This window comes from Allostigmatella hybrida (genome assembly GCF_020103775.1).
GTDB lineage: Bacteria > Myxococcota > Myxococcia > Myxococcales > Myxococcaceae > Hyalangium > Hyalangium aurantiaca.
The window spans coordinates 1263160-1276640 of record NZ_JAHXBH010000001.1 but is presented as its reverse complement, the minus strand read 5'-3'; the positions used below and the strand labels follow the sequence as shown (position 1 = coordinate 1276640).

Here is a 13481-nt window from a genome sequence, read left to right as displayed (position 1 = left end):
CGGCATCCAGGGCCTACTGGCCCTTGAGCCGCAGGTCGACGACGATGTTGCCACGCGTCGCGTTCGAGTACGGGCAGACCTTGTGGGCGGCCTGCAACAGGGCCTCCGCCTGCTCGCGCGGAAGCTCGGGAACGTCGGCGATGAGCTCCACCGCCAGGCCGAATCCCTGCCCCACGGGGCCAATCGTCACGTTGGCCGTGATGCTGACCGGGCCCGTGGTGATCTTCTGCGCGCGGGCGACGTGACCCAGGGCGCTGCCGAAGCACGCCGAGTACCCGGCGGCGAAGAGCTGCTCGGGGTTGGTTCCGGGCGCGCCATTGCCGCCCAGCGCGCGCGGGGGCACGACCGCGACGTCGAGGTTGCCGTCATCGCTCTTCACGCGTCCGTCACGTCCCGCGATGGCGGTGGCGGTGGCGGTGTAGAGGCGCTTCTCGAGAATCGTGGGGGACTGGCTCATGGCGTGCTCCTTCAATCCGGGCGGTGGCGTCATTGCCACCCGGGAATCAACATAGCGCGCATTTAAATCGCGCGCAAACGAATCGCACAGGACTTGATGCCGTTGGCCATCCATCACCTGCCTCCGGTTGCACTCGATTTCCGCAGGCGAGCGCGCTCTCTTGCGCCCAACTTCCATTCGAAAGGCTCTTCCGTGCGCTTGATTCTCATGACGACCCTCACCGCGGCGCTGACCGGCTCCGCGGCCCTGGCCCAGGGGACCCCTCCGGCGGCGAAGCCCGCCACGGCCGCGGAGGCAAAGCCCGCCGCCACCGGGCCCTTCACCCTGGAGGCGCTGCCCTATGCCCACGAGGCGCTGGAGCCCGTCATCGACGCGGAGACCATGCGCATTCACCACGGCGGCCACCACAAGGCCTACGTGGACAACCTCAACAAGGCGGTCGCGGCCAACTCGGCGCTCGCGGGCCAGTCCCTGGAGAAGATCCTCGCCAACGTCTCCCGCTACGACGCGGCGGTACGCAACAACGCCGGTGGCCACTACAACCACACCCTGTTCTGGAAGCTGATGGCGCCTCCGGGCAAGGGCGGCACGCCCTCGAAGGCGCTCGCGGATCAGATCAACAAGGACTTCAAGTCGATGGACGAGTTCAAGAAGGCCTTCGCCGACGCGGGCGCCAAGCGGTTCGGCTCCGGCTGGGCCTGGCTCGTCTGGACGGGCGACAAGCTCCAGGTGGGCTCCACCCCCAACCAGGACAACCCGTTGATGGATGCCTCCGAGCTCAAGGGCACGCCCGTCATCGGCAATGACGTGTGGGAGCACGCCTACTACCTCAAGCACCGCAACAAGCGCGATGCGTACCTCTCCGGCTGGTGGGAGGTGCTCAACTGGAACGAGGCCAACCGGCTGTTCGACGAAGCCCGCGCGGCGAAGAAGAAGTAACGCGGGCCCCGCGCGCTGCGGGCGGATTGAACTTATCGTCCGTGGCGCGACACAGAAGTAGCGGTTCACGCGACATCCTTCGATTGGCGGACGGCGCGTCGATTCGTCACAGGGACATTCGCGGCGAACTGATGAAGAATGCCGGGCCATGACACTCCCTTTCATGGCTTCGCCCTTCCGTTCTGGACGTGCACTCCTCCTGGCGGCCCTGACGTTCGCCGCCCTTCCGGGTTGTGGGGATGACGCTTCGGATCCCACCACCCTGTCCGCCGAGGAGCGTCAGCAGTTCGAGCAGCGCATCTCGGAGCTGGAGGCCTCGGTGGCCGCGCTGGAGGCCCAGCTCGCGAAGGACGCCGCCGCCTCCGAGCGTGAGAAGCAAGCGCTGACCACGCAGATCGGCACGCTCCAGGAGGAGCTCGCCGAGGCGCGCGCGCTGCTGGACACCCAGGATTGGGACGGGGTGCTCGTCAAGCTGGACGCCGCGAAGGCGGAGATCGCCTCGCTCCAGGCCCGCATGGCGAACTTCGCCGGCCAGGTGCAGCTCACCGCCGCGCTGCGCTTTGGCGGCCAGCCGTTCGCGCTGGATCAGTCCTACACCCTGGCGAGCGGCGAGAAGATCACCTTCACCGAGCTGCGCTACTGGCTCTCCAACGTGAAGTTCGTCCGGGAGGACGGCACGGGGGTGGCCATCCCCGCCAGCTACTACCTGATGGAGAACATCCAGGAGCAGGACGTGGCGGAGGCCTCCCAGCCGAATGATCCCACCGCCCCCCGCGTCACGCTCCCGGCCAACCGCCGCGAGCAGGTGAACGCCATCCCCGTGCCCGCCGGCACCTACACCAGCATCGAGTTCAGCGTGGGCGTGGACCCGTACTACAACGACAACCTGAGCCGGCAGGCGGGAGAGCTGCACCTGTTCAAGAACATGGCCTCGGTCACCTGGATGTGGTTCACCAGCTACATCTTCACCAAGACGAAGGGCACGTTCACCGCCCCCGATGGCAGCACCGGCACCTTCGCGTGGGACACCGGGACCAACTCCAACTTCCGCACCACGCGGCTGGCCTTCCCCAGCCCCGTCACCGTGAACGCGCAGAAGCACCTGAAGGTGGCCCTGAACGCGGAGGTGTCCAAGCTCTTCGAGACGCTCAGCCCCTCGGCGATGCCCACCATCGGCGCCGCGCACGCGGCCCCGCGCGAGACGCTGTCCGACGGCTTCAAGAACATGTTCTCGATCGTGTCCGCGGAGAACGCCCTCCAGTGGTAGCCCCTGGCACGCACTGGCGGATGGCCACGGGGCTCCTGTGGGCCGTCCTGCTGGGAGCGTGTGGCGGAGCGTCCGGGCCTCTGGCCCCCGCTCCGCCGGAAGGGGAAGCCCCGCCCCGGGCGCTGCCCGTGGGCTTCGATTCCATCCCGGCGCTCCAGGACAATCCCCTCACGGATGAGGGCATCTCCCTGGGGCGCTGGCTGTTCTATTCACCGGCGCTGTCGAGCAACGGGCAGGTCTCCTGCGCCACCTGCCATCCGCCTTCCCGGGCCTTCGCGGACGATGCGCCCCTCACCCTCCGGGGGGTGAGTGGCAAGCCCCTCGCGCGGCACACCCCGGCGCTCATCAACCTCGCCTGGATGGAGTCGCTCTTCTGGGATGGGGGCTTGAAGAACCTGGAGTCTCTCTCGCTCTCCCCGCTCACCCACCCGGATGAGATGGGCCAGGCGGATCTCGGCGCGTTGATGGCGCGGCTGGCCGCGAACCCCGAGGCCGTCCAGCGCTTCGAGGATGCGTTCGGCCCTGGCGGGCTGACCCTGGGCCACCTTCTCCAGGCGCTCGCCCAGTTCCAGCGGACGCTCGTGTCCGCGGACTCGCCCTATGACCGGTGGCGGCGCGGGGAGCCGGGCGGGGCTCTGAGCCCCCTGGCGCAGGAGGGCTTCGCGCTCGTGCAGCGGCACTGCACGCCCTGCCATGGCTCGGAGCTCTTCACGGACAACGCGTTCCACAACAACGGGCTCGACGCGCGCTTCGGCACGGGCGAGGACGTGACGCGGGGCCGGGGCCGCATCACCCTGCGCGACGAGGACGCGGGCCTCTACAAGACGCCCACCCTGCGCAACGTGGCCCTCACCGCCCCCTACATGCACGATGGCCGCTTCGCCACGCTGGACGCGGTGCTGGAGCACTACCGGCACGGCATGGTGCCGTCCGCCACGCTGGACGCCGCCTTCCAGCGCGGCGGCGCCCCTCCGGGCCTTGGCCTGGAGGAGGGTGAGAAGGCCGCCCTCCTCGCCTTCCTGGAGGCGCTGACGGACACGTCCTTCCTCACCCACCCCGCGCTGGGGCCGCCGGAGCCCCGGTAGGCCCGCTCAGGGCGTGGCGAAGGGGTTCGAGAAGCGCGGATCGCTCAAGAACTCCGGATCCGTGAGGGACTCCAGGAACGCGAGCACGTCCTGCCGCTCCTGGGCCGTCAGCGTGAAGCCCCGCACGAAGCCGCTCTGGAGCGGGCTGGACGCGCCCCCCTGCGGAAGCCCCATGCGCGCCTTGCCGCCCGCGGCGTAGTGGTCGAGCACCTCGGAGAGCGTCGCGATGCTGCCATCGTGCATGTACGGCGCGGTGACGGCCACGTTGCGCAGCGAGGAGGCCCGGAAGCGCCCCATGTCCTCCGACTGGCCCGTCAGCTCGATGACGCCCGGATCCGCCGCCGGGTAGGAGCCCTTCCCGTCCAGGTTGTAGAGGCCAGTGTTGTGGAAGGGCTGGCTGGGCGCGGGGGTCAGCTCGGTCACCGTGGCATCCAGGAAGTTGAAGCCCGAGTGGCAGTGGTTGCACTCCAGGCGCTCGGACATGAAGAGATCCAACCCCCGCTTGGCCGAGGCCGAGAGGGCATCCACCTGGCCGCCGTAGACGTACTTGTCATACGGCGAGTTGCCGGAGATGAGCGCGCGCTGGAAGGACGCCAGGGCGCGGGTCACCGTGGCCAGGGACACCGGCTCGGCTTCTTGGGGGAAGGCCTCGGCGAAGCGGGCGGCGGTGTCCGCGTCCTGGCCCAGGCGGGCGAGCAGCTCGTCCTGCTTGCCCGCGAACCCCAGTTCCACCGGCTCGGTGCCGAACAGGGGCGTCAGCGCCTGGAGCTCCAGCGTGCCAAGGGAGGGGTTGGCCCAGGTGAGGCTCGTGGCATAGGCCACGTTGGCCAGCCCCTGCGCGTTGCGGCGGTGAAGCTCGCCCGTGCTGCCCTCGGCGTGGACGCGCCCATCCGTGAAGGCCAGGACCTGCTCGTGGCAGGAGCCACATGACTGGGTGCCGTTGAGGGACAGGCGCGTGTCGTAGAAGAGCCGCCGGCCCAGCTCCACCTTCGCCGCCGTCATCGGGTTGTCCGCGGGCACCCGGGGCTTGGGAAAGCCCGTGGGCAGCCGCCAGTCATACGCCTCGCCGGGCTCCGGGGCCGCGGCGTTGTCCTCCCCGCAGCCCACGCTCAGCAGCGCCGGCACCAGCCACAGCCATCGGTTCATGCGCGTGCTCATGGCGTTCACCTATTCGGCCCGGATGAAGGACTGGGAGGCCGGGGCCGGGGTCCCCTTGTCCAGGGAGAGCCCCATGCGGTGGAAGACGGGGGTGCAGTCGGGATCCTCCTTCTGGGACATGCAGCCCAGCGAGGTGTTGGGCACCTCCGCGTTGACGTCCAGGTTGGCGTCCGCGAGCAGGGCCGCGAGATCCACCACCACCTTGCCCTGGCCGGGCGTGAAGGTGTCCAGCGAGACGTCCGGGCGGTTGGGGAAGTCGCACCCGGCGGTGCCCGACGTCTGCCCCGCGGGCGGCGGCGCGCAGTCGGTGCTGCCCAGGTGCATGAAGTAGCCGCCCGGCAGGCCCGTGGTGCGCCCGTCGATGCGCACGAAGAGGTAGCCGGTGCGCCAGCCCCAGAAGAGGATCGGATCATTGAAGGGCGCGGGCGCCGTGGAGACATCCTGGTGGTTCAGCGCGAAGGGCACGCCCAGCCGGAACCGCAGGCCCCGGTAGGTGCCCTCGGGCACGGTGCCCACCAGTTGGGTGTACGTCTCCGCCGTGCCGTTGGAGCACAGCCCCTTCTTGTCGGCGAAGTCGAGCAGGGCCACGCCCTCGGCCTGCCACCGCCCGTCCGGCGTCAGCGCCACGGGCACCTCCTGCCCCGTGTCCGAGACGAGCCGCACGTCGTGGACGTACAGCCGGAAGTCCTGCGGGTCATACGCCGTCTTCGTCGTCCCCAGCCCCGCGTAGCGCTGGCCGCAGGCGAACGGCTCGCTGCCCACGCGCGCCTCGAACGGAATCGTGATGGCGACGGTGGGCTTCACGGGCGTCCCCGGTTCATCGTCGCCACACCCCATTGCTCCGAGAGCGAGCAGGGACACGAGGGCAAACGGGTGGCTGGGGGAGGACGCCATGAAGGACTCCTTGGGGTGAGGGGAGGAGGCCCTTTTCACCATGGAACTCCCCCGCGTCTGAAGGCGGCATGTTGTCACACCTGGCCCGGTGCGCCGAGCCGGGGATGCGGCAATTCACCACGGGGGGCCTTCACGGATCTGTCACTAAATTGTGAACCCATGAAATCCAGCCTCCCTCTTTTCATTTCTGTCCTGATTCCCCTCGCTGGCTGCGGCGCGCGCGAGGAAGGATTGCACTTGAACTTGGGGCTCGCCCACCAGCCCGCGCAGGAGGTCCAGCGGGTAGGCACCCAGCGCCACTTCACCAACAACCGGGGTGAGCAGATCACCCTCACCCGCGCCTACGTCACCGTGAACAGCGTGGAGATCTTCGCCTGCCCGGTGACGGGGGCCCGCAAGTGGTTGCAGTGGCTCTCCCCCCTCGGCACCGCGCATGCCCACTCCGTCACGGATCCGCGGCGCATGGGCACCCCTTACGTGGACAGCCTGGAGCGGGCGGATGGCGAGGTGCTGGAGATGCAGGCCCTGCAGCCTTCGCCGGGAAGCTACTGCCGGGTGCGGCTCGTCCTGGGGCCCGCCGACGCGGACGCGGAGCAGATGCCCGAGGGCGCCCTCATGCTGAACAAGACGCTGCTCTTGGAGGGCCAGGTGACGTCCGCCGACGGCGCCACCGTGCGGCCCTTCCGGCTGGAGAGCGCGGGCCTGGCCAGCGCGGAGCTGCCCTTCGAGGCGCTCACGCTCTCGGATGACGACCGCGAGGCGAGCCTGCGCTTCACCCTCGCCTATGACCGCTGGCTCAATGACGTGGACTGGGCGTCCGCCGACGCCGCGTCCCAGGCGCTCACCAACGTGGGCAACACCATCGCGCTGTCGCGCCAGCCCTGAGCCCCCGCGTGAACTCCGCACTCGCCAGGCAGGCGGGCCTCCTGGCACGGCCCGGGGCCCGCAGCCCGGCTGCCTGGAAGCCACCGGACACGGCGTGTTAAAAGGCCCTCGCGAACGCGCAGCTCGCGAGGCCTGGAAGGAACGCAGGGATGAAGCAGTGGGCGAACAGGGTGCTCCTCATCAGTGGACTCGCGGGCCTGCTCGGAGCGTGCACCGAGCAGACACCTCCCGAGGCCCCGGGCGTGGCCGCGGCACCGGCGTGTGATCCGCGCCAGCTGGCCTGTACGGGGCTGTACGCGCCAGACGGCTGGACCACGAAGACGCTGGCCCCCGGCGTGAGGAGCTTCACGCCCTCGCACCGCCTGTGGACGGATGGGCTCGACAAGTCGCGCTTCATCTACCTGCCCTCCGGCACGAAGGTGAACACCGCGAACATGGACGACTGGGTGTTCCCCGTGGGGACGAAGCTCTGGAAGGAGTTTCGCTGGAAGGGCCGCCGCATCGAGACCCGGCTGCTCTGGAAGCAGGGCGAGAAACGGTGGGTGAAGACCACCTACCGCTGGAGCGAGGACGAGTCCGAGGCGATGGAGCTGAAGGACGGTGAGTCCAACGTGCCCGGCACGGACCACCACGACATCCCCTCCCAGGCCCAGTGCGGCATGTGCCACAACGGCAAGCGCGACACCGTGCTCGGCTTCGAGGCCGTGGCGCTCTCCGGCGAGCTGGCCGAAGGGCTCACCCTGCGGCAGCTCGTCCAGGAGGGGCTGCTCACGCACCCGCCCGCCGCGGACTTCCGCATCCCCGGCAACCCCCAGGAGCAGGCCGCCCTGGGCTACCTCCACATGAACTGCGGCGTCTCCTGCCACAGCAGCGGCTCGCTGGCCATGGGCCGCACCAGCGGCCTGCGGCTCCGCCTGGACACCGGCAAGCTCGACGCCGTGGAGAAGACCGACACGTACCTCACCTCGGTCAACGCCGCCTCCATCTCCGTGCTCCCCGGGGTGGGCCCCCAGCGCGTCGTGCCGGGCAAGTCCCAGGAGAGCGCGCTGCTGACGCGCATGGGCAACCGCAGCGGCCCGCTCCAGATGCCGCCCCTGGGCACCCACCATGTGGACCCCACCGGCATGGAATCCGTCCGCGCCTGGATTGATCAAATGAAGTAGCGGCCGTCCAGACGAAAACGAGACTTCACGGACAGTCTTGACTTCCCGGAAGACTTGTTCCTCTCATTCCGGATGCTCTTTCGATCCCTGACGGTCTGTTCTCTCGCCCTGGTCTCCTCTGCGTGCGCGGGCGATGTCCTCACCGGCGACGGTGAGGAGGTGCTCGTTACCGGCACGCAGGCGCTCTACGCCGGCGTCAACGGCGATGCCTGCACGGCGAGCCCCTACAACTGCAAGCTGCGCGTGTCGGGCGGCAACCGCGTCGCCACCAATGACCCGGACGATGACGACTCCTGGGGGCTGGTGGTGGGCGTGCCCGTGCGCAATGGCCACGGCGAGGTGGTGGCCACCTCCAACCGGACCCGTGCCACCTTCAACCATGGCCAGACGCGCACCTTCGCCGGGGAGACGCACGCCTTCGCTGTCTCCACCTCGAACTCGAGCGCCGGGTGGATGCCGCTCTCCAGCATCCTGGGGCAGGAGTCCTTCGCCAGCAAAGTGGGCCACGTCTCGGCGCTGGGCGCGGGCCTGAACAAGCTGGGCTGCTATGCGGTCCGCAACACGCATGATCCCGTGCTGGAGCTGAAGAAGGTCGTCTACGACAGCGATGCGGTCCATGAGCGCGCGGGGGACTACCTGCCGCTGGTGCGCGCCAACGGCCAGCGCTCGGCCAACCTGGCCTTCAACGTGCCGGGCTTCGGGCTGGGCGGCCCCGCGGTGGACCACTTCCCCGCGGGCACGAAGTTCCAGCGCCTGGACGTGCCGACCGATGGGGGCGCCCCGTCGATCGACGTGCCGCTCTGGGTGCAGGACAGCGAGGGCCGCTACCGCAAGCAGTCCGGGACGATGAAGTTCCTCTACGGCTACGTCATCGCCGCCACGGGCACCAAGCGCAACGGGTGGATGGCGTATGACGCGCTGGAGGTCAGCAGCGGCTGTCCGTAAGGAGGAGCCCACCCCGGGCCCTGCCCCCGCCGAGGGCGGCAGCGCCCGGACGGGCGCACGCAAGCGGTCAAAGTCACCCCGCCCTTTCGGACAATGCCAATCATGGGCCCGCCCGCGGCCCGCCGCCGTCTTGTTCTATCTCTGAACACAAAAGCATCCGTGTCTTCATGAAGTCCGGGGCTTTCAGAGCGAGGGCCGGCCAGGCTGGCTTCATCTCTCTTGACGGGCCGCGAAGTTCCTCGCATGCCATGTTAAACCCAAGGTGGATGGGGTGCTGTGCAGGCCCGCGTCTTTCCTTTTTTCCCCGGAACCTCATGCCTGAGCGCGGTGTCGCAGACGAGACAGCCCTGGCAACCATCCGGAGTGGCTTCCGCGCCACCGCGCCCGAACGGCTCGCCCAGTTGCGCCGCCATGCCGATGCGTGGAAGGCCCAGACTCCGGGCGCCGCGGCCCAGCTCGCCCAGTCCTCTCACACCCTGCGTCTCACCGCCGATTCGCTCGGCTTCTCCGAGGTGGCCCGCATCGCGGGGGAGATGGAGCGCCTGGCCGACGGGGAGGCGCCGCCGTTCTCGCCCCACATCCTGGGGCTGCTGCAATCCCTGGCGGATGCCTTCTCCCTGCCGCCGAACCAGCCGCACGCTCCCCCGCAGCGCCCCCGCGTGCTGCTGCGGCTGACGGACTCGCTGCTGGCCGGCGAGCTCACCCGCGCCCTGGAGGCGCTGGGCGTGGAGACCCTCGGGGCGTCCTCGGACGACGAGGCGCTGCGGATGCTCACCTCCGAGCGCCCCGCGGAGCGGCTCGTGGTGGGCCCCATCCTCATGCCCACGCTGCGCTCGGCCCTGCGCACGCTCAACACGCCGCCGCTGCTCATCCAGATGGTGCCCGCCGCCGAGGCGCGCGCCGGGGGCCGGGAGGGCGTGGATGCGGTGTTCGCGCTGGGCACCCCCCCGTCCCTGCTGGCCCGGGAGATCGCCTCGCTCCAGCGCTCGGCCCCCGTGCGCTTCCGCGTCCTGGCCGTGGACGAGGACTCGTCCGTGCTGGCCAGCGCCCGGGCGGTGCTGGAGGCCGCGGGCATGGAGGTGGTGACGCTCAACGACGCGCGCAACCTCTTCTCCAGCCTCCAGCGCCACCACCCGGACCTGCTGCTGCTGGATGTGGCCATGCCCTCGGTGGACGGCCTGGAGCTGCTCTCCCAGCTCCGGGGCGAGCCCGCCTGGCGCAACCTCACCATCGTCTTCCAGACGTCGCGGGACACCGCCACCGAGCGGGTGCGCGCCTTCCAGCTCGGCGTGGATGACTACCTGCTCAAGCCCGTGCAGCCCTCCGAGCTGCGCGTGCGGCTGCTCTCCCACCTGCAGCGCCGCGCCTCGCTGCGCTCCTCGCTGGAGAAGGAGGCCACCACGGGGCTCGCCAACGCCCACTCCCTGGTGCGCACCCTCACGCGGCACCTGGAGGCGAGCACCTCCGCGCCCGTCTCCGTGGCCCTGATCCGCTTTCCCCGGCCGGATGCCGCCTCCGAGCACGCCTCGCGCCTGAGCACGCGGCTGCGCCCCAGCGACATGCTGGCGCGCTGGGACGAGCGCACGCTCGCGCTGACGCGGCCGGGCGAGGACGCCCGCGCCACCCTCTCCTTCCTCCAGGCGCCTCCGGGCCTGGGCGATGCCCAGGTGGGGGTGGCCGACAACCGGGCCCAGCCTGGCACCGGGGCCCAGGCGCTGCTCGTGGCCGCCGAGCTCAACGTGGGCAAGAGCCTGGAGCGGCAGAGCGCCGCCCTCCGGGTGGAGGGCCCCTCCTCCGTCTCGTTCCGGCCCTCGCCGCCCCCGGGGTTGTCCTCCCCGGTGACCCGGCCGCCCCTCTCCCGCCCGGAGACCCTGCCGCCCCTGCCCCCGCGTGCCCCGCCGCCAGTGGGACTCTCCCGGCATGCGCCGCTTCCCCCTCGGGACGAGGCCAGCCCCACCCCCCGCCCCCTCTCCTCCCAGGCCCGGACCGACCCCGGGGCCGCGGGCGCCTCGCGCTCCCGCCGCATCCTGGTCGCGGACGACGAGCCGGCGCTGCGCCGGGTGCTCCAGCGCCTGCTGGAGCAGGAGGGCTACGTGGTGGAGACCGCCGAGGACGGCGAGGAGGCCCTGAACCGGCTGCTGAACCCCAGCCTGACGCCGGTGGACCTGCTGCTGCTGGATGTCCACATGCCCCGGCGCTCGGGCATCGACGTGCTGCGCGCCCTGAAGGAGAAAGGCTCGACGGTACGTGCCCTGGTGCTGTCCGCGCGCGTGCGGGATGGCGACGTGGTCAGCCTGCTGGGAGAGGGGGCCGCGGACTTCGTGGCCAAGCCCTTCTCCATTCACACCCTGCTCGCCCGGGTGTCGCGCCTGCTCGTCAAGGGCGCCTGAGCGGGGCGGCGGCCCGGCCTGGGTCTGCGGCGCCCCAGAGCGCGGGCCTGACTCAGTAGGCCGAGCCGGGCTGTTCGAGGGCCCGCACCACGCGGTGCAGCGTGAGGGTCCGGGCCACGTCATCGCGCGTGTAGTGGACCTCCAGCCCGGCCACCGTCACCGAGTGGGGCCCCCGGCCGCGCTCGTACGGCGTGCCTTCGACGGCCAGCAGGTTCATCACATCCTGTAAAACGAGGAAGTCATCCGCGGTGACGCACCCCGCATCCCGCCAGGCCTCTGGCGCGAGGGCAACGTCGTAGTACCGCGTGAGGGTGGGTCGTGCGCGGGTCATGGTCGGCTCCGAGGACACCTGCATGTTTGCAAGCCACGCGCCCGGCGCGGCTCCCGGGAAATCTGTGAGTTCTGGCGGTTTTTGGGCCATGCCAAGAAGAATTTTCAGGACCACGCCTGTAAAGGTTGTCGCTTGCTCTCAGATTTCGATGACGGCTCGCTTGCCCTCCCCTGGCTGCCTGCTCGGCAGACCGTCAGCGCTGCCCAGTTGCCGGGGGCCCAAGCCACCCCGACCTTGAGGGTGCGGAGGATTTCCACATGGCAACTCAAGAGAAGCCGCAGCCCGGGACCCAGCCAGCCGAGGACATGTTCGGACGTCCCACCAGCCCCCGTCCCTCGGAGCCCGAGGCCCGGCCCCGCGAGGCCAGCCCCGGCGAGGGCGCCGGGAACGCCCCGCGGAAGGCCGCGGACGAGGACGAAGCCGAAGACGAAGACGAGGAGGAGGACCCCAGCCGCGGCGGCATCGATGACATCCCCGATGGGGATGGGCCGCGCAGTGACCGGGGCACCAACCCGCTGCCCGACGTCTACTGGACCAGCTATCCGGGGGACTGAGCCGCGCCATCCGGACCGGGTGGGGGGGCCTCCACGGGCCACTCCACCTGGAGCTGGGTGATGTTGCGCAGGATGAGCAGCTCCTGGTGGTAGCCCACGTCCTGGTTGGCCACCAGCCGAAGTCCCGGCAGGCGCTGGACGAACAGCTCGATGGCGACGCACATCTCGAGCCGGGCCAGGTGCGAGCCCAGGCAGTAGTGGACCCCATGGCCGAAGCCCAGGTGGTGGAGGTTCTGCCGGTGCAAGTCGTACTGCTCCGGATTCGCGTGCCCGGCCTCGTCGTGGTTCGCGGAGCTGTAGAGCAGGAGCAACCGGGAGCCCTTGGGCAGCATCACCCCGCCGATCCGCACGTCCTCCACTGCGGTGCGCACCATGCCGTGGGAGGCGGACTCCAGGCGGATGCACTCCTCCACCGCGCGGGGAATGAGCGACGGGTTCTCGCACAGCGCCTGCCAGCGCTCGGGCTGCTCCAGCAGGTTGAGCAGGATGAGCCCGAGCTGGGCCGTGGTGGCCTCGTGCCCGGCGCCAATCAGCGAGCCGCCCAGCAGCGAGATGAGTTCCGGGGTGTTCAGGCTGTCCGCGCCCGGCTCGGTGTGCACCAGGTAGCTCGTCAAATCCTCCCGGGGCTCGCGCCGCCGCTGCGCGATGAGGTCCGCGCAGTAGTCCCGGTACTCGACGATGCCGCGCGCCATGGCGGGCTGCGCCTCCGGAGGCACCTGCGAGAAGATGAGCCCGAAGAGGTCATCGCACCAGCGCTTCACGCGGTCCATGTCCTCGTGGGGCACGCCCACCATGCTGAGGATGACGTGCATGGGGAACGGGTAGGTGAACTCGCTGACGAGATCCACCCGGCCCTTGTGGATGAACGTGTCGATGAGGGTGTTGGCGAGCTGCCGGGTGCTGGCCTCCTGGCGGGCGATGCGCGCGGGCAGAAAGCCGCGCTGCAACAGCCGGCGCAGCCGCGTGTGGGCCGGCGGATCCGTGTTGAGCGGGCTGTCGTGGAGGATGGGCCCCGGCCCCAGGATGGCGAGCGCCTCGTCCGTCAGCACGGAGGCGGAGGTGAGCATGCTGGCCGAGGAGTAGCTCGGGGCGTTGTTGAGCACCTCGTTGATGTCCTCCTGGCGGCTGACGAGCCACATGCCCAGCATGGAGTTGAAGCTGACGGGCGCCTCCTTCCGGAGCCGCGCGAAGAACGGATAGGGCGTCTGGAGGTGCGGGCCCTTGAAGGGGTTGTACGCATCGCCCAGGTGAGGGCACCGTGAGGCGGGCACGGGGGTGGGCGTGGCGGGAGCCGCACGCGCGGGTCGCTGGGTCTTAGGCATGTCCAGATGATATGGTCTTCCAGGTCTGTCCTGAAATAGCGGCGGCTTCCCAACACATCCGCCCACGGCGTCACCCCTCACGCCGAATTGA

At 70.1% G+C, this 13481-nt stretch carries 13 protein-coding genes; 8 read left to right on the top strand and 5 right to left on the bottom strand.

The window, feature by feature from the left end; translation table 11 throughout:
• Positions 1–13: 13 nt before the first annotated feature.
• On the bottom strand, positions 14–457 hold the full coding sequence (locus KY661_RS05180) for an organic hydroperoxide resistance protein (protein ID WP_225409125.1): 444 nt from the start codon (positions 455–457) through the stop codon (positions 14–16).
• Positions 458–664: 207 nt separating this feature from the next.
• On the opposite strand from KY661_RS05180, the gene KY661_RS05175 reads away from it, so the two are divergent.
• From KY661_RS05175 to KY661_RS05165, 3 genes are all read left to right on the top strand, one after another.
• Positions 665–1396 carry a superoxide dismutase gene (locus KY661_RS05175; protein ID WP_263436626.1) on the top strand — a complete coding sequence of 244 codons (732 nt, stop codon included), beginning with the start codon at positions 665–667 and terminating at the stop codon, positions 1394–1396.
• Positions 1397–1544: 148 nt separating this feature from the next.
• A complete protein-coding gene (locus KY661_RS05170) occupies positions 1545–2663 on the top strand; it encodes an ABC transporter C-terminal domain-containing protein (protein WP_225409123.1) in 1119 nt (372 codons plus the stop codon).
• Positions 2657–3748 carry a cytochrome-c peroxidase gene (locus KY661_RS05165; RefSeq protein ID WP_225409122.1) on the top strand — a complete coding sequence of 364 codons (1092 nt, stop codon included), beginning with the start codon at positions 2657–2659 and terminating at the stop codon, positions 3746–3748. Before KY661_RS05170 ends, KY661_RS05165 begins: the two co-directional genes overlap by 7 nt.
• A gap of 6 nt (positions 3749–3754) precedes the next feature.
• Here KY661_RS05165 and KY661_RS05160 read toward each other — a convergent pair whose 3' ends face one another.
• On the bottom strand, positions 3755–4894 hold the full coding sequence (locus KY661_RS05160; RefSeq protein WP_225409121.1) for a methanobactin export MATE transporter MbnM: 1140 nt from the start codon (positions 4892–4894) through the stop codon (positions 3755–3757).
• Positions 4895–4915: 21 nt separating this feature from the next.
• Positions 4916–5800 (bottom strand): MbnP family copper-binding protein, encoded by an 885-nt coding sequence (locus KY661_RS05155; protein WP_225409120.1) that lies wholly within the window; start codon positions 5798–5800, stop codon positions 4916–4918.
• 237 nt (positions 5801–6037) lie between these two features.
• Here KY661_RS05155 and KY661_RS05150 point away from each other — a divergent pair, with 237 nt between their 5' ends.
• From KY661_RS05150 to KY661_RS05135, 4 genes are all read left to right on the top strand, one after another.
• On the top strand, positions 6038–6685 hold the full coding sequence (locus KY661_RS05150) for a hypothetical protein (RefSeq protein WP_225409119.1): 648 nt from the start codon (positions 6038–6040) through the stop codon (positions 6683–6685).
• Positions 6686–6834: 149 nt separating this feature from the next.
• Positions 6835–7848 (top strand): hypothetical protein, encoded by a 1014-nt coding sequence (locus KY661_RS05145; RefSeq protein WP_225409118.1) that lies wholly within the window; start codon positions 6835–6837, stop codon positions 7846–7848.
• A 72-nt stretch (positions 7849–7920) separates the two neighbouring features.
• Positions 7921–8793, top strand: coding sequence for a hypothetical protein (locus KY661_RS05140; RefSeq protein WP_225409117.1), 873 nt, complete (start codon positions 7921–7923; stop codon positions 8791–8793).
• 314 nt (positions 8794–9107) lie between these two features.
• Positions 9108–11183 (top strand): response regulator, encoded by a 2076-nt coding sequence (locus KY661_RS05135; protein ID WP_225409116.1) that lies wholly within the window; start codon positions 9108–9110, stop codon positions 11181–11183.
• A 52-nt stretch (positions 11184–11235) separates the two neighbouring features.
• Here KY661_RS05135 and KY661_RS05130 read toward each other — a convergent pair whose 3' ends face one another.
• Positions 11236–11514, bottom strand: coding sequence for a hypothetical protein (locus KY661_RS05130; RefSeq protein ID WP_225409115.1), 279 nt, complete (start codon positions 11512–11514; stop codon positions 11236–11238).
• Between the two features lie 257 nt (positions 11515–11771).
• On the opposite strand from KY661_RS05130, the gene KY661_RS05125 reads away from it, so the two are divergent.
• Positions 11772–12068 carry a hypothetical protein gene (locus tag KY661_RS05125; RefSeq protein ID WP_225409114.1) on the top strand — a complete coding sequence of 99 codons (297 nt, stop codon included), beginning with the start codon at positions 11772–11774 and terminating at the stop codon, positions 12066–12068.
• On the opposite strand, the gene KY661_RS05120 is transcribed toward KY661_RS05125, so the two are convergent.
• Positions 12053–13390, bottom strand: coding sequence for a cytochrome P450 (locus tag KY661_RS05120; protein WP_225409113.1), 1338 nt, complete (start codon positions 13388–13390; stop codon positions 12053–12055). The genes KY661_RS05125 and KY661_RS05120 overlap by 16 nt on opposite strands.
• Positions 13391–13481: the final 91 nt, after the last annotated feature.

Excerpts from the sequence above, each read along its gene's own strand:
- KY661_RS05180 (WP_225409125.1), bottom strand. The coding sequence starts at position 457 with ATGAGCCAGTCCCCCACGATTCTCGAGAAGCGCCTCTACACCGCCACC.
- KY661_RS05175 (WP_263436626.1), top strand. The coding sequence starts at position 665 with ATGACGACCCTCACCGCGGCGCTGACCGGCTCCGCGGCCCTGGCCCAG.
- KY661_RS05170 (WP_225409123.1), top strand. The coding sequence starts at position 1,545 with ATGACACTCCCTTTCATGGCTTCGCCCTTCCGTTCTGGACGTGCACTC.
- KY661_RS05160 (WP_225409121.1), bottom strand. The coding sequence starts at position 4,894 with ATGAACCGATGGCTGTGGCTGGTGCCGGCGCTGCTGAGCGTGGGCTGC.
- KY661_RS05155 (WP_225409120.1), bottom strand. The coding sequence starts at position 5,800 with ATGGCGTCCTCCCCCAGCCACCCGTTTGCCCTCGTGTCCCTGCTCGCT.
- KY661_RS05145 (WP_225409118.1), top strand. The coding sequence starts at position 6,835 with ATGAAGCAGTGGGCGAACAGGGTGCTCCTCATCAGTGGACTCGCGGGC.
- KY661_RS05140 (WP_225409117.1), top strand. The coding sequence starts at position 7,921 with ATGCTCTTTCGATCCCTGACGGTCTGTTCTCTCGCCCTGGTCTCCTCT.
- KY661_RS05135 (WP_225409116.1), top strand. The coding sequence starts at position 9,108 with ATGCCTGAGCGCGGTGTCGCAGACGAGACAGCCCTGGCAACCATCCGG.
- KY661_RS05130 (WP_225409115.1), bottom strand. The coding sequence starts at position 11,514 with ATGACCCGCGCACGACCCACCCTCACGCGGTACTACGACGTTGCCCTC.
- KY661_RS05125 (WP_225409114.1), top strand. The coding sequence starts at position 11,772 with ATGGCAACTCAAGAGAAGCCGCAGCCCGGGACCCAGCCAGCCGAGGAC.
- KY661_RS05120 (WP_225409113.1), bottom strand. The coding sequence starts at position 13,390 with ATGCCTAAGACCCAGCGACCCGCGCGTGCGGCTCCCGCCACGCCCACC.